Source organism: Kocuria dechangensis (genome assembly GCF_014636775.1).
Lineage (GTDB): Bacteria > Actinomycetota > Actinomycetes > Actinomycetales > Micrococcaceae > Kocuria > Kocuria dechangensis.
This window is the reverse complement of sequence record NZ_BMEQ01000017.1, coordinates 32,086-52,474: the sequence shown is the minus strand read 5'-3', so window position 1 is coordinate 52,474 and position 20,389 is coordinate 32,086. Positions and strand designations below refer to the sequence as shown.

Annotated in this window: 16 protein-coding genes; 3 read left to right on the top strand and 13 right to left on the bottom strand. The window is 75.2% G+C overall.

The window, feature by feature from the left end:
- Window positions 1-137: 137 nt before the first annotated feature.
- Window positions 138-1,346, bottom strand: coding sequence for a M14 family zinc carboxypeptidase (locus IEW07_RS14340; protein ID WP_188538405.1), 1,209 nt, complete (start codon window positions 1,344-1,346; stop codon window positions 138-140).
- A gap of 163 nt (window positions 1,347-1,509) precedes the next feature.
- A complete protein-coding gene (locus tag IEW07_RS14335; protein ID WP_188538403.1) occupies window positions 1,510-2,697 on the bottom strand; it encodes a glycosyl hydrolase in 1,188 nt (395 codons plus the stop codon).
- Between the two features lie 133 nt (window positions 2,698-2,830).
- Between IEW07_RS14335 and serA the strand changes: the two genes are divergently transcribed.
- The 3 genes from serA to IEW07_RS14320 all read left to right on the top strand — a co-directional run bounded on the left by serA (window position 2,831) and on the right by IEW07_RS14320 (window position 8,181).
- Window positions 2,831-4,027 (top strand): phosphoglycerate dehydrogenase, encoded by a 1,197-nt coding sequence (serA, locus tag IEW07_RS14330; RefSeq protein WP_188538401.1) that lies wholly within the window; start codon window positions 2,831-2,833, stop codon window positions 4,025-4,027.
- 112 nt (window positions 4,028-4,139) lie between these two features.
- Entirely contained in the window at window positions 4,140-7,109 is a 2,970-nt protein-coding gene (locus IEW07_RS14325; RefSeq protein WP_188538399.1) for a glycosyl hydrolase family 65 domain-containing protein, read from the top strand.
- A gap of 184 nt (window positions 7,110-7,293) precedes the next feature.
- Window positions 7,294-8,181, top strand: coding sequence for an endonuclease/exonuclease/phosphatase family protein (locus tag IEW07_RS14320; RefSeq protein ID WP_188538396.1), 888 nt, complete (start codon window positions 7,294-7,296; stop codon window positions 8,179-8,181).
- A gap of 84 nt (window positions 8,182-8,265) precedes the next feature.
- Here IEW07_RS14320 and IEW07_RS14315 read toward each other — a convergent pair whose 3' ends face one another.
- From IEW07_RS14315 to IEW07_RS14265, 11 genes are all read right to left on the bottom strand, one after another.
- Window positions 8,266-9,468: a CapA family protein gene (locus tag IEW07_RS14315; RefSeq protein ID WP_188538395.1), complete on the bottom strand. Its 1,203-nt coding sequence runs from the start codon at window positions 9,466-9,468 to the stop codon at window positions 8,266-8,268.
- Window positions 9,469-9,538: 70 nt separating this feature from the next.
- On the bottom strand, window positions 9,539-10,264 hold the full coding sequence (locus IEW07_RS14310; RefSeq protein ID WP_188538393.1) for a DUF1028 domain-containing protein: 726 nt from the start codon (window positions 10,262-10,264) through the stop codon (window positions 9,539-9,541).
- Between the two features lie 92 nt (window positions 10,265-10,356).
- Window positions 10,357-13,026, bottom strand: coding sequence for a cation-translocating P-type ATPase (locus IEW07_RS14305; protein ID WP_229741869.1), 2,670 nt, complete (start codon window positions 13,024-13,026; stop codon window positions 10,357-10,359).
- Window positions 13,027-13,070: 44 nt separating this feature from the next.
- Complete coding sequence (locus tag IEW07_RS14300; protein ID WP_188538389.1) at window positions 13,071-13,589, bottom strand: Na+/H+ antiporter subunit E; 519 nt, start codon at window positions 13,587-13,589, stop codon at window positions 13,071-13,073.
- Window positions 13,586-15,391 carry a proton-conducting transporter transmembrane domain-containing protein gene (locus IEW07_RS14295; protein ID WP_188538387.1) on the bottom strand — a complete coding sequence of 602 codons (1,806 nt, stop codon included), beginning with the start codon at window positions 15,389-15,391 and terminating at the stop codon, window positions 13,586-13,588. Before IEW07_RS14295 ends, IEW07_RS14300 begins: the two co-directional genes overlap by 4 nt.
- A complete protein-coding gene (locus tag IEW07_RS14290; protein ID WP_229741868.1) occupies window positions 15,388-16,899 on the bottom strand; it encodes a proton-conducting transporter transmembrane domain-containing protein in 1,512 nt (503 codons plus the stop codon). Before IEW07_RS14290 ends, IEW07_RS14295 begins: the two co-directional genes overlap by 4 nt.
- Window positions 16,896-18,371 carry a complex I subunit 5 family protein gene (locus tag IEW07_RS14285; RefSeq protein ID WP_188538385.1) on the bottom strand — a complete coding sequence of 492 codons (1,476 nt, stop codon included), beginning with the start codon at window positions 18,369-18,371 and terminating at the stop codon, window positions 16,896-16,898. Before IEW07_RS14285 ends, IEW07_RS14290 begins: the two co-directional genes overlap by 4 nt.
- A complete protein-coding gene (locus IEW07_RS14280; protein ID WP_188538383.1) occupies window positions 18,368-18,682 on the bottom strand; it encodes an NADH-quinone oxidoreductase subunit K in 315 nt (104 codons plus the stop codon). The genes IEW07_RS14285 and IEW07_RS14280 overlap by 4 nt, the downstream gene beginning before the upstream one ends.
- The gene (locus tag IEW07_RS14275) at window positions 18,679-19,644 is read right to left on the bottom strand and encodes a hydrogenase subunit MbhD domain-containing protein (protein WP_229741867.1); all 966 of its coding nucleotides are present in this window, start codon (window positions 19,642-19,644) and stop codon (window positions 18,679-18,681) included. The genes IEW07_RS14280 and IEW07_RS14275 overlap by 4 nt, the downstream gene beginning before the upstream one ends.
- Window positions 19,634-19,981, bottom strand: a complete 348-nt coding sequence (locus IEW07_RS14270) for a cation:proton antiporter (protein WP_229741866.1) — start codon at window positions 19,979-19,981, stop codon at window positions 19,634-19,636. The genes IEW07_RS14275 and IEW07_RS14270 overlap by 11 nt, the downstream gene beginning before the upstream one ends.
- A complete protein-coding gene (locus IEW07_RS14265; protein ID WP_229741865.1) occupies window positions 19,978-20,238 on the bottom strand; it encodes an MrpF/PhaF family protein in 261 nt (86 codons plus the stop codon). Before IEW07_RS14265 ends, IEW07_RS14270 begins: the two co-directional genes overlap by 4 nt.
- Window positions 20,239-20,389: the final 151 nt, after the last annotated feature.

The window sequence follows — 20,389 nt, the reverse complement described above, 5'->3', positions numbered from 1 at the left end:
CCTTCGGAGGTCGTCCGGGGCGACGGGGCCCCGTTCCCGCGACGGCTCCCCGTCGGCGGCCGACCCCCGTCCGTCGCCTCATTCTGGGCCGGTGCGCACCTGCGGACAATCCCCGACCGGTATGCGACGCGGCCGGCTCAGCCCACCGGGATCGTGCCCGCCCAGTCCGTGCTGTAGCCGGTGACCGGCTGGTGTGGGATCTCCGCCCAGCGCTCCGGGTCCTCCTGCTGGACCTCCCCGGTGGCCAGGCCGAGCAGCAGCTCCTTCACGGCCAGCACGTTCTGCTGCACGCTCCTGCCGCGGGCCTTCTGCCCCAGGCTCCCCTCGGAGGTGTTGCCGGAGGTCTCGAAGAACACCACCGGGTGGGAGTGGCCCTCCGGGTTCATCCCGGCGTGGTCCAGGCCCATCATCATGGCCGAGACCACGCCGCCCCTGATGTCGATCTCGTAGCTGCCGCCCACCTGGTAGCGGTCCGTGTTGATGAACCCGTACCGGGCCAGCTCGTCGTAGACGTGGACCTGCATCTGGCGGGTGAGGACGTCGTAGGCGCCGTCCTGCAGCCCCGGCAGCGTGGGCCCGCCCGGGGCGAGCGAGATGCCGAGGGACAGGGTGACGTCGTCGCCCGTGCCCGCCTCCTGCTTCAGGCCCTGGTGGTGGATGTCGATGCCCCACGCGGGGTCGACGGTCGTCCAGTACTCGTAGAACGCCAGCGACTCGTCGGCGGCGAAGCCGGTGGGCGTCCAGTCGCGGTTCAGGTCGATGCGCTGGGGCGTGCCGCCCTCCGGGGCGCCGGCGACCTGGTCCCACAGCACGGTGTGCCGGATGTTCGCCTCGGCGCCGTCCGGGTTGTACATGGGGATGACGTGGAAGGTGAACGTCGAGCGCAGCAGCTCGTGCTCGGGCGAGCCGTTGCTGCCGAGGTCCTTGAGCAGGGTCAGCAGGGCGTCGGTGCCGTAGGGCTCGTTGCCGTGGATTCGGCCCTGGAGCCACACGTGCTCCTCGCCGGTGCCGACGGTCGCGACCCATAGGTCGCGGCCCTGCTCGGAGGTGCTCACCTGCATGCCGGCCTCGGCCAGCGTGAACGCCTCGACGCCGTAGCGGCTGGTCCGCTCGAGCTTCTGCAGCTCCTGCACCACGTCGTCGTGGGTCCGGACGGCGGCCAGGCTGCCGCTCCCCTCGGTCGAGGGGAAGCGCGCGTCCGCGGCGGCCGGGGCCGCCGCACCCAGGGGCAGGGCGACGGCGAGCGCCACCGCCGCCGCGACCCGGCGCCGCCCGTGGAGGCGGGAGAGCGTGCGGGGGCGGGAGAGGGTGCGGGGCGCGGCGGGGTGGGAGTGCTGGGGAGTCACAGGGGGGACCTCCGGGGACGAGGGTGGTGCCGGCACGGGAGCCGCGCCGGGAGGGGTGCCTGTGACTCTAATCACAGAAGCACACGGTCGTCAGCGGAGGTGCGGGAAGTGCAGATGTATTGCCCGGCAGGCCCCTCCTCCGGCACGGATCGTCCACCCGGCCTCAGCCGCAGTCGTCCTCCGGGGCCTCGTGCAGCCATTCGGGCAGGGCCTCGACGAACGCGTCGCGGACCTCGGGGGTCTCGGTGGCCGTCCAGTCCACCTGGGCGTCGACCTCCGGCTCGAGCTTGTCCCACTCGAACCAGTTGATCATCTTCAGCCTCGGGTACTCCTCGGCCAGGGCGGGGTCGAAGAGCTGCTCCCACCACGCCTGCTTGACCGCCAGCTCGCCGGACCCGCCGGCCGCGGGCGCCCAGAAGGCCGCGGTCTCCGGGATCGCGACGGGCTTGCCGTGCTTCTCGCCGTAGACGGCGTAGAAGTCCGGCACCGCCGTCTGGTCGCCGTCGGCGCCGTCGTAGGCGCCGGTGAGCTGGTCGGTGAACTTGCCGGGCTCGGGCACCTCGTTCTCGCCCCAGGGGTGGGCCGAGCCCCAGTGGTAGAGCGACATGCCGACCCAGTCCACGGCGTCGTCGCCCGGCCAGTAGGGCGAGTAGGGGTCGTCGGCGGCGGTGAGCAGGCCGTCGCCGTCGGTGTCGAGCAGCGCGCGGTCCCGGGCCTCCGCGCCGGCGGCGTCGCGGCTGCCCTCGAACGGGTAGCCGCCCCCGTAGTTGGGCGCCCACATCATGGCCGAGCCGGGCGCCGCCGCGTGGACCGCGGCGGCGACCCGCCGGAAGCCGTCCACGTACGCGCCCGGCTGCTGCCCCCACTCCCGCCAGGGCCCGTTCATCTCGTGCCCGAAGCGCACGACGACGGGAACGCCGTTCCGGTTGAGCCCCGCCAGGTCCTCGGCCAGTGCCGCCGCCGCGCCCTCGGTCACGGAGCGCAGCCCGCGGCGGGGCTCCAGCGTCAGCAGCATGATGTGCCCGTCGGCGCGGACCTGCTCGGCGGCCTCCTGGAGGTCCGCCCTCTTCCGGGCGTCGTAGGGGAACTCGGTGAAGACCACCGTCACCGCGGGCCGGCGCCCGAGGTCCTCGGCGTAGTCGGCCAGGGGCCGGCTCCTCAGGTCGAGGTTCACCCCGAACAGCGCCCCGCTCCCGGGCACCAGCTCGGCCCGGGCCGGCGCGGGGCACTCCGCGGCGGCGGCCGTGCCGTCCTCGCCGGCCTCCTGGGCGGCGAGGTCCACGGCGATGCCCACGCCCCCGACCACCAGCAGGGCCGTGGCGGCGAGGGCGACGGGGAGGAGTTCTCTCACACCCCCAGTGTATTTGCATATGCATCAACCTGGGAGACGTGCCCGCGGATCGCGCCGGGCATGTCGTCCCGGCGGCGGGGACGTGACGCACGTCGTCGTCGCCCCCTGCGCCGGGGTCATAGACTGGACCACTGTGAAAGCACTGCTGCTGGAGAACATCCATCCCGAGGCCGAACGGATCCTGAGCGAGAAGGGGATCGAGGTCGAGACGCGCAAGGGCGCCCTGGACACCACGGAGCTCATCGACGCCCTCGAGGGCGTCGAGCTGCTGGGGATCCGGTCGAAGACGCAGGTGACCCGGGAGGTGTTCGAGGCCCACCCGCAGCTGCTGTCCGTGGGAGCGTTCTGCATCGGCACCAACCAGATCGACCTGGCGGCCGCCACGGAGCACGCGGTCACCTGCTTCAACGCGCCGTACTCCAACACGCGCAGCGTCGTGGAGCTCGCCGTGGCCGAGATCATCTCGATGGCCCGGCACCTGACGGACAAGAACAAGGCCATGCACGAGGGCGTGTGGGACAAGTCCGCCAAGGGCGCCCACGAGGTCCGCGGGCGCACCCTGGGCATCGTGGGCTACGGCAACATCGGCTCGCAGCTGTCCGTGCTCGCCGAGACCCTGGGCATGCGCGTGTACTACTACGACGTGGTGGACCGGCTCCCCCTCGGCAACGCCCAGCGCTGCGACACCCTGGAGGAGCTGCTCGAGCGGGTCGAGACCGTCTCCCTGCACGTGGACGGCCGCACGAGCAACAACAACCTCTTCGGCCGGGAGCAGTTCGAGCGGATGCGCCCCCGTTCCCTGTTCCTCAACCTGTGCCGCGGCATGGTGGTGGACTACAACGCCCTGCGCGACGCCCTCGTCAGCGGTCACATCGCGGGGGCCTCCGTGGATGTGTTCCCCAACGAGCCCAAGGCCACCGGGGACCCGTTCGAATCGGTCCTGCAGGGCCTGCCGAACGTGATCCTCACCCCGCACATCGGCGGCTCCACCCAGGAGGCGCAGGTGGACATCGGGCGGTTCGTGGCCGGGAAGCTGTCCTCGTTCGTCACCTCGGGCTCCACGACCCTGTCGGTGAACATGCCCCAGGTCCAGCTGGACACCGCCGTCAGCGGCACCCGCCTGCTGCACCTGCACCGCAACGTCCCCGGCGTGCTCGCCACGGTCAACAGCGTCCTGGGCGACCACGGCATCAACATCGACCGCCAGCAGCTGTCCACCCGCGGGGACACCGGCTACCTCGTGACCGACGCCGGCAACGGCGTGACGCGCGAGGTCATCGAGCAGATCCTCGCGCTGCCCGAGACGATCCGGCTGAGCACGATCAACTGACCCGCCGCTGAGGCCGGGACCCGGCACCGGAGTCCGCGACGGGATTTGCCCCTGAGAACATTCCACCTGCCCCCGAGGGTCCGCCGTCGGGGGCAGGTGGCACAATGAGCCCATGAGCGGCGTCCTGGAGCAGCCGGTGGCCCACGGCGAGAGCGCCTACGGAGCGGTCGTGCTGGCGCTCGACCCGGTCGTCGAGGACGAGCACTCCCTCCTCGCGGAGCCGGACGAGAGGCTGCGGTCGCAGGCCGCCGCAGCGGCCCTGTTCGAGCACCTGCACGAGGACGGCGTCCTGACGGCCGTGGTCACCGCGCAGCCGGAGCTGCCCCCCGAGTTCCTCGCCGACGTCGTCGTCGCCGCCGACCCCCCGGAGGACGCCCCGGACGAGCCGTCCACCGGCCGCCCGCACCGGCACCCGCCCTCCACGTCGCTGCTGCTCGCCGCCGGCGAGCTGAGGGTGGAGCCCGAGCACGTCGTGGTCGTCAGCGACAGCCACCGCCTGGTGCGCGCCGCCGTGGAGGACGGCTTCGGGCTGGTCGTCGGCCTGGGGGACGCGCAGCGCCGCGGAGCGCTGCTCGCGGCCGGGGCCCACTTCGTCGTCGACGACCTCGCGGCCCTGGAGCTGCCCCTGGCCTCCGTGGCCGGCACCGCCACGTGGGGCGGGGGCTCCGGCGGGGAGAGCCCCTGGAACCTGGCCTACACCTCGTTCGAGCCGCGGCAGGAGGGCCTGCGCGAGGCCCTGTGCACGCTCGGCAACGGGTACCTGGCGACCCGCGGCGCCGCGTGCGAGGTCCGGGCCGGCGGCCCCCACTACCCAGGCACCTACCTGGCCGGGGTCTACAACCGCCTCCGCACCGAGCTCCACGGGCTCACCGTCGAGGACGAGCACCTGGTCAACGCCCCGAACTGGACGCTGCTGCAGTACCGCGTCGGGGACGGCTACTGGTTCCGGCCGACCCGCGCGAACGTCCTGGACTACGCCCAGGACCTCGACGTGCGCACCGGCGTGCTGACGCGCGTCCTGCGCTTCCGGGACGCCACCGGGCGGACCACCCGCGTGACCACCCGGCGGCTCGTCTCCCAGGAGCAGCGCCACCTCGCCGCCCAGCAGACGGTCTTCGAGGCCGAGGACTGGTCGGGGACCCTCACCGTCCGCAGCCTGGTGGACACGGACGTCACGAACCGCAACGTCCGCGAGTACGCCCCCCTCGCCGGGCGGCACCTCGGCGGGGCCACGGTGGAGGACCTCGGTCCCGGGTCGGTGCTGGTGGACGCCGTGACGGCGCAGTCACAGATCCACATCGCCGTGGCCATGCGCACCCGGGTCCTGGACGGCGCCGAGGACCTGTACGGCTCGATGACGCCGGTCACCCCGGCGCCCGGGGTGACCGGCCACGAGCTGCGGATCGGGATGGAGGAGGGGGTGCCCGTGCGGGTCGAGAAGGTGGTGGCCGTGGCGACCTCCCGCGACCGGGCCATCTCCACCCCGGCGCTCGCGGCGGCGAGCGCCCTGTCCCGGGCCGGCGGCTTCGAGGAGCTCCTGTCCCGGCACGTGGCGGCGTGGCAGGCGCTGTGGTCCGCCTTCGCCGTCGCGACGGGCATCTCCGGGCAGGTGGGCCTGGCTGCGAACCTCAACACCTTCCACGTGCTGCAGTCGGTGGCCGGCGCCGGCCCGGACCTCGACGCGGGCGTGCCGGCGCGCGGGCTGCACGGCGAGGGCTACCGCGGGCACATCTTCTGGGACGAGATGTTCGTCTACCCCATGCTCACCCTGCGCCGGCCCGAGTGGACCCGGGCCCTGCTCGCCTACCGGTACCGGCGGCTCGACGAGGCCCGCGCCGCCGCGGAGACGGCGGGCCACGTCGGCGCCATGTTCCCGTGGCAGAGCGGCAGCGACGGCCGCGAGGAGACGCCCACGGTCCTGCTCAACCCCCGCACCGAGCAGTGGATGCCGGACAACTCCCGGCTGCAGCACCACGTGGGCCTGGCCGTCGCGCACGCCGTGTGGCAGTACTACCAGGCCACCGAGGACACCCGCTTCCTCATCGAGCAGGGCGCCGAGCTCATGGTGGAGATCGCCCGCTTCTTCGCGGACCTGACCACCTACGACCCCGCGGACGACCGCTACGACATCGTGGGGGTCATGGGCCCCGACGAGTTCCACGACGGCTACCCCGGCAGCCCCGGCAGCGGTCTGCGCAACAACGCCTACACGAACGTCATGACCGCCTGGCTGCTCACCCGCACCCTGGAGATGGTGGACCGGCTGGGCCAGGAGTACGGCGGCCCCCTGTGGCAGCGCCTCGACCTGCGCGAGGACGAGCTGCTGGCCTGGAAGCGGATCCGCACCCGGCTGCGGGTGCCCTTCCTGCCCGACGGCGTGATCGCCCAGTTCGAGGGCTACGAGGACCTGCCCGAGTTCTCGTGGGCCGCCTACCGGGCCCGCTACGACAACATCGGGCGCCTGGACCTGATCCTGCAGGCCGAGGGGCTGTCCACCAACGACTACCGGCTCTCCAAGCAGGCCGACGTCCTCATGCTCCTCTACCTGTTCTCCGCCGAGGAGCTGCGCGAGCTGCTGGAGCAGATGGGCTACGCCCTCCCGCCGGAGGCCGTGCGCCGCACCGTGGCCTTCTACCGCACCCGCTCCGCCCACGGGTCCACGCTGTCCAACGTGGTCCACTCGTGGGTCGAGGCCCGCCGCGACCGCCGGGGCTCCTGGTCCTTCCTCGACCGGGCCCTCAGCAGCGACCTCGTCGACGCCCAGGGGGACACCACCCGGGAGGGCATCCACCTGGGGGCCATGGCGGGGTCCGTGGACATCCTGACCCGCTGCTACACGGGCCTGGAGGTCCGGGAGGACATGCTGTGGTTCCACCCGGTGATCCCCCCGGAGGTGCCGGAGGTGACGTTCTCGATCCACTACCGGGACCAGCCCGTCCAGATCGAGCTCACGCAGGCCGCGCTGCGGCTCTACCTGGGCCCCGGCCCCTCCCGTCCCCTGCGGGTGTGGGTGGACGGCGAGGTCCACGAGCTCGGCGCCAGCCAGCTCCGGGTCTTCCCCCTGGAGGCGCCCCGTGCCTGAGACCCCCGACGCAGGTCCGTCCGGCAGTCCGGCCGGCAGTCCGGCCGGCAGTCCGGCCGGCAGTCCGGCCGGCAGAAGTTCACCCGGTCGTCACCCCGGATTCCCCCGGGGCAGCACCGTGGTCGACCCTCCCGGGCCACCCTGGGATGACGACGCGTCCGCACACCCTCTCCCTGGAGCACCGATGTCCCCCGACACCGCCCTTCTCGCCCGCGACCTCCACACCGGCCCCGTCGAGCCCGGGGCGCCCCTGATCGGGTCGGCCACGGGCCGTGCCCTGCACGTGATGAGCTACAACATCCGGTACCACTCCACCACCACCCGGCCGGGCGACCCGGACCACTGGCCGGACCGGGCCCCGCTGCTGCGCCGGCTGCTGGCGCTCGAGCAGCCGACGCTGCTGGGCGTGCAGGAGGCCCTCTTCCACCAGCTCGGAGCCGTGCACCGGGCCCTACCCCCGGGCTACGGCATGGTGGGCTACGGCCGGGCCGGCGGCAGCAAGGGCGAGTACTCTCCCATCTTCTACGACGCGCGCCGCCTGGAGCTGCTCGAGTGGGACCAGTTCTGGCTCTCGGACGCCCCGGAGCTGATCGGCTCGGCCACCTGGGGCAACACCGTGCCCCGCATCGTCACCTGGGCGCGGTTCCTGGACCGCGGCACCGGCGAGGACCTCGTGCTGATCAACACCCACTTCGACCACGACTCCGAGACCGCCCGGGAGCGCAGCGCCCACGTCGTCGTCGACCTCGTGCACAGCTTCCGGCCCCACACCCCCACGCTGGTCGTCGGGGACTTCAACGCGGACGCCCGGAGCTCCGCCCCGTACTCGACCCTCGTGGACTCCGGCGTCCTCGTGGACACCTGGGAAACCGCCGAGGACCGGCTCACCCCGCCGTGGGGCACGTTCCCCGACTACGGGAGGGCCGTGCGCGGCGAGGAGCGCATCGACTGGGTGCTGGCCAGCCCCGAGGTCCGCGTCCTCCAGGGCGCGATCAACCCTGCCGGCTTCGACGGCCGCTGGCCCAGCGACCACACCCCCGTCCAGGCGCTGGTGGTCCCCGCCGGCGGCTGAGCGGGCCTCCCGGGGACCGCGCCGACGAGGGCCCCGCACCCGGGGCCGCTCCGACCGGGGCCGCTCAGATCGGGGCGGGTGCCCTCAGGGCAGGGGCCGCCAGGGCCGGGCCCCGGCGCCCGCGGCGCCCATGGCGTCCACGGTCGCCGCCGTGCGGGCCAGCGACGCCGCGTCCTCCGCCCGGGAGCGGCAGGCGTCCCGGGCGGGCAGGGCGCACCACCGCACCGGCTCCACCGTGAGGATGTGCGGGGTCCACACCGGAGCCTCCGCGACCCACCGCCCGTCCTGGCGGGTGAACGTGGCGCTCACCGTCAGGCCCTCGTTGTTGACCGGCACGCGGGCGGCGTGCTCGGAGAGGCTGTTGCCCAGCCCGTGGACGATCCACGTGTCCCCGTACCTCTCGATCGGCTGCACCGAGTGCGTGTGGTGGCCGTAGACGAAGTCGAACTGGCCGCTGTCGGCGAGCGCGTGCGTGACCGCGAGCTGCTGGCCGTTGGGCGTCGAGGAGTACTCGTCCCCGGCGTGGACGGCGGCCAGCACGATCTCCGCCCCCGCCGCCCGGGCGTCGCGGGCCCGGTCCACCATCGCGGGCACGTCCAGCCGGTCCACGCGCCACGGCGCGTCCGGGACCTCGCCGTTGAGCCCGTAGGTGCCCGTGACCAGCCCGACCGTGACGCCGTCCGCGTCGAGGAGCAGCGGCTCCGCGGCGTCCTCGGCCGAGCGGTAGGAGCCGGTGTGGCCGAGGCCCTCCGCGTCGAGGGCGTCGAGGGTGCGCTCCAGCCCGGCGGTGCCGGCGTCGAGGCTGTGGTTCGTGGCCGTGGTGCACGCGTCGTAGCCCACCCCGGCGAGCGCGGGGACGATCTGCGGCGGCACCTCGAACGCCGGGTATCCGTGGTACGGGCCCTGCGCCCGGCCGAGCGGCGTCTCCATGTCGCAGATCGCGAGGTCGGCGTCCTCCGTGAACGGGCGCAGGCCCGCCACCAGGGGCCCGAAGTCCAGCTCCCCGTGACCGTCTGCCTCCGCCTGCGCCCAGAGGGAGGGGTGCAGCAGGACGTCGCCGGTGACGACGACCTCCACCTCGTCGGGGCCGCCCCGGTCCGCCGGTGGCTCGGCGGCCGTCGGGGGCGTTGTCGGCACGGAGGCCGACGACGGCGCCGCGGCCGCACCGCCGGGGGCGGCCGGGGAGGCCGCGCAGCCGCCGAGGAGGGGCCCCGCTGCCAGCACGCCGAGCAGCGGGACCGCCCCGAGGACGCGGCGGACCGTGGACCGGCGGGAGGGGGAGGTCATCCGTCGAGAGTAGGCCACGGCCGGCCCGCGGCCCAGCCGGGCAGCGGCGCACGGGGCCGTGCGGGGGTGGTCAGGAGAGCACGGTCGACCAGAGCTGGTCGTCCTCGGGCCGCGGGGGGACCTCGGTGCGGGGCACCACCTCCGCCGGCGCCGGGTGGGCGCCCGCCTTGAGGTCGAGCATCCGGTCGAGGTCGTCCAGGGGCCGCGGCGAGTCGTCGGCCCGGAGGTCGACGTCGAGGAGCACCGGGTACTGGAAGCCCGCCAGGGTGTCGGCCACGAGCACCGCCGCGCTCTGCTGCCCGCGGCTGTCACCGCCGGCGTCCAGCCCGGCGCGCAGGCAGCCGACGAGGGCCCGCGCCAGCTCCAGGCTGGTCAGCCCCGGCGAGGACAGGGCCGCCTCGGCCGCGGCGCCCATGGCGTCCACGACCTCCGGGCCGGTCAGGAGGTTGCCGATCACCACGAAGTCCCGTCCGGCCACGCCTCCCGCCCACGGGGTGCACGACAGCCCGGTCAGGTGCGCTCCGGGGCCCCGCAGCGGGAGCGCCGCCACCTGGCGCAGCGCCAGGTCCGGGTCCGCGTCGGCCAGGCCGGCGATCGCCTCCTCCGCGGTGCGCCCGTGGTGCAGGGCGCGGAGCATCTCGTAGCGCAGCCGCCGGTTCGTCCACGCCTGCGAGGCCACCACCCCGGCCGTGGGCACCAGCGCGGGCACGGCGTTGCCCACGGCGAGTGAGTAGCTCGCCGTGGCCGCTCCCAGCAGGCGGGAGTCCGCGGTCCGGGCGATCACGGTGTAGGTCACGGACACCTCCTGGCCGCCGTCGCGGCGACGGCCTCTTCACGGTCGGGTTCATGGTCGGGTTCATGGTCGGGTTCCCGGTCGGGTCCATGGTCTCAGGCGCGGAGCCGGCGCGCCGAGGCGCGGCGCCGCAGGAGCTTCTCGACCTCGACGAGGACCAGGACGGTGCCTCCCAGGCCCGAGCAGACGAGCCACTCGAGGGGCGTCAGCGGGGTCAGGCCCATGACCGACGCGACGGCCGGCCAGCTCGTGACCGTGAGGTGGAGCAGGAAGGCGAGCAGGGTGGCCCCCGTGAGCAGCTTGTTGCCCAGGAAGCGGATCTGGAACACGGACCGGCGCAGGGCCCGGGCGTTGAGCACCTGGAAGAAGCTCGCGACCACCATGACCGACAGGGCGACGGTGCGGGCGTGGTCGTCGTCGGAGCCGGTGTGGAGCGCCCACTGGAAGGCCGCGAGCGTCACGGCGGCCATCCACGCCCCGCTGAGCAGCGTGCGCACCCACGTGGTGCGGTCCAGGACGCCCTCCCCCCGGGGCCGGGGCGCGGTGCGCAGCTCGTCGCCCTCCCCCGGCTCGAAGGCGAGCGCGATGACCTGGATGCCGCTGGTCACGAGGTTCATCCAGAGCATCTGCACGGGCAGGAAGATCAGCGGGGAGTCGGTGAAGACGTTGACCGTGACGGCCAGCAGGGCCGCGACGCCCGTGGAGAGCAGGAAGAAGGTCGCCTTCCGGATTGTGGCGAACGTGATCCGGCCCTGCTCCACGGCGTGCACGATGGTCACGAAGTTGTCGTCCGTCAGCACCAGGTCCGCGGCCTCGCGGGCCACGTCGGTGCCGGAGCGACCCATGGCCACCCCGATGGACGCCGCCTTCAGCGCGGGCGCGTCGTTGACGCCGTCACCCGTCACCGCGACCACGTGCCCCCGGTCCAGGAGGCGCTCGACGATCCGCATCTTGTCCCGCGGAGCGGTCCGCGCCGCCACGCTGGTCTCGCGCAGCCGGGCGTCGAGCGCCTCGTCGTCGAGCTCGGCCATCTCCGCCCCTGTCAGCGGCTCGCCGCCGCCGTCCAGGCCCAGGCGCTCCGCGACGGCCAGGGCGGTCGCGGGGTGGTCGCCGGTGATCATCTTCACGTCGATCCCCGCGTCCCGGCACGCCGCCACGGCCTCGGGGACCCCGGGCCGCGGCGGGTCCGCCATCCCCTCGAGGCCCAGGAGCACCAGGTCCCGGGGCGGGGGCAGCGGCTCGGACACGACCTCGTCGTCGTCGAGCACCCGGAGGGCGGTGGCGAGGACCCGCAGACCCTCCCGCGCCATGGCCTCGTTCGCGGCGTGCACCCGCGCGGGGTCCAGCGGGGCGTCGCCGCCGGCGGTGCGCACGGCGGTGCTCATCGCGAGGACGGCGTCCGGGGCGCCCTTGACGTGGAGCATCCGGCGCCCGTCCCGGCCCGCGTGCACGGACTGGCTGTAGCCGAGCTCCGGCTCGTAGGGGGTGTGCGCCAGGGGCCTGCGGGACCGCTCCTCCCGGGTGACCGCGCCCAGCCGGGAGGCCACCGCGGCCATGGCCGCGTCCACGGCGTCCCCCTGGAAGTCGTGCTCCGCGTCCGGCACCGGCTCGGCCTCGTTGGTGAGGGCCCCGGTCCGCAGCGCGCAGACCAGGACGGGGTCCGCGTCCGGGAGCGCGCCGGGCTCGATCCGGACGGTCCCCGACGTGGTCCACACCGCCTCGACGGTGAGCTTGTTCTGCGTCAGGGTGCCGGTCTTGTCCGAGCCGATGACCGTGGTGGAGCCCAGCGTCTCCACGGAGGGCAGGTGCCGGATGACGGCGTTGCGGCGCGCCATCTGAGCGACCCCGACGCTCAGCGCCACGGTGAGCACCACGGGCAGGGCCTCGGGCATCGCGGAGACCACGAGCGCCACGGCGGTCCGGAACATGAGGGAGAGGTCGTTGCCCAGCAGGAAGCCCGCCACGAAGACGAACGCCGCCGCCGAGGCCACCGCGACGCCGATCCGGCGCTCCAGGGTGCGGGTGAGCCCCTGCAGGGGCGCGGTCCCGCCGACGCCCTGGACGAGCGCGTTGATGGCCCCCAGCTCGGTGCGCGCGCCGGTGGCGACGACGACGCCCAGGGCCCGGCCCGACACGACGAGGGCCCCGCTGTAGACGGAGCCGAGCCGGTCCCCGAGGCCGGTGTCCTCGGGGACCGGCTCCGTGCTCTTGTCGACCGCGAGCACCTCGCCGGTGAGCATGGACTCGTCCACGCGCAGCCCGTTGACCTCGACCAGCCGGAGGTCCGCCGGGACGCGGTCCCCGCTCTCCAGCAGCACGAGGTCCCCGGGCACGAGGTCCGCGGCGGCCAGCGTCACGAGCGCGCCCCCGCGCAGCACCCGGGAGGAGGGCGAGGCGAGGGACTGCAGCGCGCGGACCTCGGTCTCGGCCTTCCGCTCCTGCCAGTGGCCGATGACCGCGTTCAGGACCACCGCCGCGAGGATCGCCACGGTGTCCACCCAGTGCCGCTGGACGGCGGTGACCACCGCGCACACCAGGAGGAACCCCACCAGGGGGCTCGTGAACTGGCGGAGGAAGACCCGCCAGCCCGGGGTCGGCTCGGCGACGACCAGCTCGTTGGGGCCCCAGCGCTCGCGCCGCGCGGCGGCCTCCTCCTCGGTGAGCCCGCTCGGGCCCGCGCCGAGGCCCGCCAGCGTCTCCTCGACCGTGCGGTGGTGCCACGGCCGGGCCTCGCCGGTCTCCTGGCGGCGGTCGACGTGGGACACGGGGATCACACTCCTGGGCCGGGCGGGGCGCTCCTGCTCCCAGCCTAGTCGCCGGGCGGGTCCGGGCGCCGGTCCGGGAGGTCGTCGCCGGCCGCCGCCGCGATCCGCCGCTGCAGCTCCTCCCAGGTCCCGGCCACCGGGATCCGCCGGTCCAGAACGTGGATCAGCGCCGAGTCCTCCTCCAGCGACACCAGGAGGGTCCCCGGCATGAGGCTCACCATGGCCAGGGCGAGCTGGCGCTGGTGCCCGGGCGGCAGGCACAGCGGATGACGCTGGACCTCCGGGCGGACGTCGACGCGCGGGGCCAGGATGCGGCGGCTGACGTCGACGCCGCCGAGCACGGAGCGGCCCAGGAACCACAGGAGCAGGCGCGCGGTGTGCCAGGCGCGCACCGCGAGGCGCCCGCGGGAGGGCCCCGGCGGGGAGAGGCGGAGGCTGGCCACCAGGGCCGCCGTGACGGCGGCGAGCCCGTAGTACCAGGCCGGCGGGTCGCCCTCGGTCAGCGCCCACCAGAGCACGCCCAGGAGCAGCCCGCGGCCGAGCACCGCCCCGGCCCGCCTCACGGCGCCACCGCCAGGGCGAGGACCACGAGCGCCACGAGCGCCAGCAGCACCGCGCCGCTGCCGGACCAGGAGTGGACCGCGCGCACCGCCGAGCGGGCGGCGTCGAGCTCCCGCGGGCCCGGCCGGAGCCGGCGCGCGGCCTCCGCGGCGGCGGCCCGGGACCGTGCCCCCCGCTCCTGCGTCCCGGCGGCCCACCGCCGGGCCCGCCGCAGCAGGGCCTCCTCCGGGACCACGAGGTCCCCCGGGGACACGGCGCGCCCGTCCGGGTGCGCGGCCCACGACGGGAGCGCCTCCCGCGCGGACAGCGCCCACCACGCCGCGCCGATCACGAGCCCGAGCAGGATCGGCCACGACGCGTCCCAGAGGGTGACGAGCTCGAGCCCGGGGAGGTCCGCGGAGGGCACCCACCGCCGGGTGAGCGACCACGGCACCGCGATGCCGGTCGCCACGACCAGCAGCCACGCCCACAGCTCGGCGTCCGGCCGGTGCCCGGGCCCGAGGTCGGCCCGGGCCAGGAGCACGCCGAAGCGCAGCAGGAGCAGCGTGGAGCCGGTGGCGACCAGCGGCAGCAGCTGCGTGAGGTCCGCGCCCAGGACGGTGACCCCCTCCACGGCGTGCTTCGCGGCGTACTTGCCCACGGCCCCGGAGCTGAGCGGCGCCCCGGCGACGGCCAGCGCGGCCCCCGCCATCCCCACTACCACCAGCGGCGCCGTCCGGGCGGACCCGAAGTGCTTCCACACCGGCACGCCCAGGAACAGCGCGCCCTTCGCGAAGCCGTGGTGCACGCTGTAGACCACCGCCGCCCCGGCGCAGGCCTCGGCCAGCTCGGGCACCGCCAGCGCCACCCCGACCACCGAGGCGAGGAAGCCCATCTGGCTGATCGTGGAGTAGGCCAGGACGACCTTCGGGTCCCGCTGCAGGTCCCCCACGGGCACGGCCAGGAACGCCCCGGCCAGGGCCAGCAGCACCAGGGCCGTCCCCCAGCCCTCGAGGGCCACCTCCCCCAGGGGCAGGAACCGCAGCCACCCGACGATCCCGGCCTTGACCATGGCCCCGGACAGGACGGCGCTGGCCGCGGCCGGGGCGGCCGGATGGGCCAGCGGCAGCCACACGTGCAGGGGCAGGGTCCCCGCCTTCACCCCGAAGCCGGCCAGCAGCAGCCCCACGATCCAGTGCAGGTGCTCGGAGCCGGCCACTGCGGCGGGGGCGTCCGCGAGTCGCACTCCTCCCGCGGAGACCACCAGCAGCAGCGCGGCGAGGAGCGCCGTCTCGCTCGCCACCGCGAGCACCAGGTAGACGCGGCCCGCCCGCCGGGCCTCGCGCGTGCGGTGGTGCACGACGAGCCCGTAGGCCGCGAAGCTCATGAGGGCGAAGCAGAGGTAGAAGGTCACGGCGTCGGCGGCGGTGCAGACGCCCATGTTGCCGACGAGGCTCACGAGCAGGAACGCGGTCAGTCCCGCCGAGCCGGCCCCCTCCTCCGGTGCGGGCCGCGGCCACGCAGTCGCGGCGAGCGCCGCCCCGTAGAGCAGGGCGCCGGCGAGGACCAGGGGCCGGGCGAGCCCGTCCAGCTCCCAGGACGTCCCGAACAGCATCCACGGCAGCGCGAGCGCGGGCGGCTGCGCTCCCCCCGCCGAGGGGAGCAGCGTCAGGAGGACGAACGGGACGGCGGCCGGCGGGGCGCACCGGACCAGCAGCCGGCGGGCCGCGGCGGCGCGCCGGGGGGAGGCCGTCCCGCTCAGCGCCAGCGCGCCGGTGAGCGCCAGCGGGTAGAGCAGGGCGAGGGCGAACAGGGCGGTGCTCATCCCGGGTACACCCCGTCCGCGATCAGCTGGGACATCCACAGCGGCGAGTAGGGCAGCCCCGCGGCCACGCCCGCGGCGACCGACAGGAGCGCCGTCGTCAGCGTGGGCACCAGCAGCGCCGCCGGGGCCTCCTCCCGGTGCTCCGGGGCGTCGTCCGCGGGGTCCCCGAACCACAGGGCGCAGACGGCGGGCAGGAAGTAGGCCGCGTTGAGCAGGGCGCTCAGCAGCAGGACCCCGAGGAGCTCCGGGCGCCCGGCGTCGAGCGCGCCCTGCCCCAGCTGCCACTTGGAGACGAAGCCCGCGACGGGCGGCAGGCCGATCATCCCGAGGGCCCCCACCGTGAAGGCCGCCGCCGTCAGCGGCATCCGGCGGCCCACGCCCGCCAGCCCGGAGACGGTCTTCACCCCCAGCAGCTCGGCGAAGATCCCGGCGCAGAAGAACAGCGTGATCTTCATCAGGCCCTGGTGCACCAGGTGGACCAGCCCGCCCGCGGCGCCGGCCTCGCTGAACATCGCGATCCCGAGCGTCACGTAGGACACCTGGCTGACGGTGGAGTACGCCAGCCTCCGCTTGAGGTCGTCCTGGCGCAGCGCGAGGACGGACCCGTAGACGACCGTGACGCACGCCAGGGCCAGCAGCGGGGCGAGCACCCCCAGCGCCCGGGCGAGCTCCACGCCGTAGACGTCGTGGACGACGCGCACGATCCCGAACACGCCGGCCTTGACCACCGCCACGGCGTGCAGCAGGGCGCTGACCGGGGCCGGCGCCACCATGGCGCGGGGCAGCCAGCCGTGCAGGGGGAACAGGGCCGCCTTGACGCCCAGCCCGGCCACCAGGAGCCCGAAGGCGACGACCGCGGTGCCGGGCGACTCCTCCGCGAACCGCCGGACGGCCCCGGCGCCTCCCGCCTCGAAGTCCACGGACCCGGCGCGGGAGGTGAGCAGGGCGACCCCCGCCAGCAGGCTCATGCCCCCGGAGAGGGTGTAGAAGAGGTACAGCCGCGCGGCGCGCACGGCCTCGGCGGTCCCCCAGTGGGCGACCAGCGGGTAGGTGGTGACGGTGAGCAGCTCGAAGAAGACGAGGAACGTCACGAGGTTGCCCGAGAACGAGATCCCGACCGTCGCGGCCACGCACAGGCTGAAGAAGCCGAAGAACCGGCTCCGGTGGGAGTAGCGCTCGAGGTAGCCGATGGCGTAGACCGTGGTCAGCAGCCACAGCACGGCCGAGAGCCCGGCGAAGAGCAGGGACAGCGGCTCCGCCCTCAGCACCAGGTCGACGCCGGGGTACAGGGGCGCGCGCCACTCCGGCCGGGCCCCGTCCACCACGGCCGGCACGAGCAACGCCACCAGCCCCAGCTTGGCCACCGCGGCGCTGAGGTTCAGCGCCGAGCGCAGCCGGACCTGGTCCTCCCCCAGGAAGAAGATGAGGGTGCCGGGCACCAGGGAGACCAGCACCATGACGAGCGGGACCGCGCTGGGGCCCGCCAGGGAGAAGTCCGCGGCGCTCACGGTCCGCCTCCCGGGGGACCGCCCGTCGTCGCCAGGTCCGGCAGGGCCGGGCCGGCCAGGCCCAGCACGAGCGGGACGAGGGCCAGCAGGAGCGGGGCGTAGCGCACGCGCAGCGAGGCGGAGCGGGACTCCGGCAGCGGCCTGGCGCGGTCCTGCGGCTCGCGCAGCATGACGGTCAGCGGCTTGAGCAGGTAGGCCGCTGAGAGCAGGCCTCCCCCGATCGGCACCGCGGCCCAGCCCCACTGCCCGCTGCCCACGGACGCCACGACGAGCTGCCACTTTCCCGCGAAGCCCAGGCTCGGCGGCAGCCCGGCCAGCGTCACCGCGGCGACGCCCATCCCCATCACCACGGAGGGCAGGGGCCGCACCACGCGGGCCAGCTCGGACAGCGAGTCCGTGCCGTAGACGCTCTTGAGCGTCCCGGCCGAGAGGAACAGCGAGGCCTTCGCGAAGCCGTGGCCCACCACGAGGGCCGCGGTGCCGCCCCACGCCGCTCGCAGGACCTCGGGGTCGCCGGCGGCCGCGGAGGTCAGCGGGAACAGGAGGAAGAGGTAGCCCATCTGTGCGACGGTCGAGTAGGCCACCACCTGCTTGAGGTGCCGCTGGGCCAGGGCCAGCACCCCGCCCCAGAGCACGGCCAGGGCGCCGAGCAGCCCCAGGACCACGGCCAGCACCGGCTCCGGCCCCAGCACCCAGAACCACATCCGGACGAGGACGAAGAACGCGGCCTTGACCACCAGCGCGGACAGCACCGCGCTCACCGCGGTGGGGGCCGAGCCGTGCGCCGGCGGCAGCCAGGCGTGCATCGGCACGAGGGCCGCCTTGAGCCCCAGGGCGACGACGACGAGCACCGCGGCCCACCTGCTGTCCCACCCCGAGGAGGCCAGCCGCTCCCCGGCGGCCAGCAGCTCCAGGGTCCCGGCCTGCGCGTAGACGAGGGCGACGGCCACGAGCAGCAGCGTGGAGCCCAGGACCGCCACGAACAGGTAGCGCAGCGCCGGGCCCCACGCCGGCCCCCCGCCCAGCGCCACGAGCCCCACCGCCGCGAGCCCCACCACCTCCAGGGCGACGTAGGTGTTGAACAGGTCGCCCGCCACGTACACGGCGTCGAGTCCCGCCCACACGGCGAACCACAGCGGCCAGAACCGCGGGTGGTCCCCGGTGGCCGCGCGGTCCGAGGCCGCGTAGACCGTCACCCCCGCACCGACGAGCGCGGTGAGGGCGAGGAAGAGGGCGCTGAGGCCGTCCGCACGCAGGACGATGCCCAGCGGCGGGCCCCAGCCCGCGAGGTCGTGCCCCACGGGCCCGCTGCGGCCCACGTGGGCGGCGAGGACCAGGGCGGCGGCGGACGTGCCGGCCGCGCCGGCCAGGCCCACCGGCGGCAGCCAGCGCTCCGGCAGGACGCCGGTGACGAGGACGAGGGCCAGGGGGCCGAGGACCACCAGGCCCAGCAGCGCGGAGGGGTCGTTCACGGCCCCTCCCCGTTCCCGGCGGCGCCGTCCTCCCCGGGAGCCTCGGCGGCCTCCTCGGCGCGGCGCAGCAGCACCAGCCCCACGCCGGTGAACGCCACGGTGATGACGATGCCGGTGAGCACCAGGGCGTGCAGGACCGGGTCCGGCGGGTCCGTGCGCGCGGCGAGGGCGACGAGCACGAGCAGCGACCCGCTGCCGGCCACGTTGATCGCGATCAGGCGCACGAGCGGGTCCCGCGCCAGCAGGAGGCGCACGCAGGCGAGGCCGAGCAGCGCCGCGGCCACCCACAGGTACCACTCGAGCGTGCTCACGGGGGGCTCACCCGGCCCCTGCCCAGCGCCAGGAAGACGACCGTCAGCGCCACCCCGATGCTCAGGGCCAGCAGCGTCTCCACGGCCACGATGAGGCCTCCGGCCCACACGGGGTCCAGCGCCAGCCACTCGCCCTCCGCCACGAGCCCGCCCGCCGCCACGACGAGGAAGGCGGCCGGTCCCACCACCAGCGCCACCCGGAGGAGCCTCCCGTGATCGGGCCCGGGCCCCAGCCCGGCCGTGTCCATGAGGATCAGGGCCCCTGCCAGGACGGCCCCCGACTGGAACGCCCCGCCCGGCCGGTCCGAGCCCGCGAAGAGCACCCACGCCGCGACCAGCACCAGCACCGGGGCCATGACCCGGCAGAACCAGACGAGGGTGGCGGCCCGCGCGGCCGGAGCGGGGTGCCGGGGCCGCTCCTCGCCCAGGGTCGCGGTCACGGAGAGCACCGCGACGAACAGCACGACGACCTCGAGCAGCGTGTCGTAGGAGCGGAAGTTCAGCAGCACCGCGCTGACCGGGTGTTCGACGCCCGCGACGTCCATCCGCCCGAGCACCTGCCCGGTGAGCCCGCCCGGGGCCGCACCCGCCCCGGCGGCTCCGGCGAACGCCGTCCCCAGCCCGGCCCCCAGGAGCACGGCCGCGAGGGCCCCGGACACCCCGGCCCGCGCCCCCGCTCCGGGCACCGCTCCGGGCACCGCGCCGGGCGGCCGGGCCGCCGGGGGCCCGCGGGTCACCGCGTCGACGAACAGGGCGCCGGTGACGCCGGTGCCGATCGCGGCCTCGGCCAGGGCCACGTCCGGGGCGCCCAGGCGGCTCCAGAGCACCGCGAGCAGGACCCCGAGCACCAGGAAGGACACGACGGCGCCCATCCGCCGGCGTGCCGTGAGGGCCGTGGCCGCGCCGGCCACCACGGCGAGGCCGAGGAGGACGTCGAGCAGGCCCACGGGGTCATCCCCCACCGGAGCCCCCCTCCCCCGGCGTCCCGGGGCCGTCCGCGGCGCTCCCCGCCGCGCTGAGACCCCCGCCGCGGGACATCAGGTGGGCGACCACCGCGGAGGCCGGCATCGCGAGGAACCAGACGACGAGGAGCTTGGCGGCGGCGCCCGCCGAGCCCGCCTGCAGGACGAGCCCGAGCACCACGAGGCCCAGGCCCAGGTTGTCGGCCTTGGTCAGGGCGTGCAACCGGGTCCGCAGGTCGGGCAGCCGCACCAGGCCGAGGGTGCCCACGGTGAAGAACCCGGTCCCGGCCACGACGAGGACGGCCGAGAGGAGCTCGAGGAGCAGGCCCGCGGTCACGGCTCCTCCGTCTCGGCCCGCAGCCTGGCCACAGCCACCACCGACGAGAGCGCCGCCATGACGAGGGCGGCGTCACGCAGGGCGGGCACCCCGGTCGAGACGGACAGGACGGCGAGGAGGGCGGCCCCGGTGCTGCCGGTCAGAAGGACCCCCAGCAGCCGGTCCCGCCCGGTCGGGCCCCGCAGGACGCGCACCAGGCAGAGGAGCAGGTTGAGACCCAGCACCACGGCGACGCCGTCGAGGACCGGCCCGATCACGGCGGGCCCCCGTCCGGGCGGCAGGGCCCCCGGGCGCGGGGCCGGGGACGGCCGGGGCCGGATGCACTCCCGGTTCGGCGAACGGCGTCGTGGCGCATCGTGCTCCTCGTGCCGGAGGGTCGCCTCCGAGACTACCAGCGGGCTCCGGACC

Bases quoted from the DNA above. Each gene is read 5' to 3' on its own strand.
- IEW07_RS14320 (WP_188538396.1), top strand. From the start codon at position 7,294: ATGTCCCCCGACACCGCCCTTCTCGCCCGCGACCTCCACACCGGCCCC.
- IEW07_RS14295 (WP_188538387.1), bottom strand. From the start codon at position 15,391: ATGAGCACCGCCCTGTTCGCCCTCGCCCTGCTCTACCCGCTGGCGCTC.
- IEW07_RS14325 (WP_188538399.1), top strand. From the start codon at position 4,140: ATGAGCGGCGTCCTGGAGCAGCCGGTGGCCCACGGCGAGAGCGCCTAC.
- IEW07_RS14315 (WP_188538395.1), bottom strand. From the start codon at position 9,468: ATGACCTCCCCCTCCCGCCGGTCCACGGTCCGCCGCGTCCTCGGGGCG.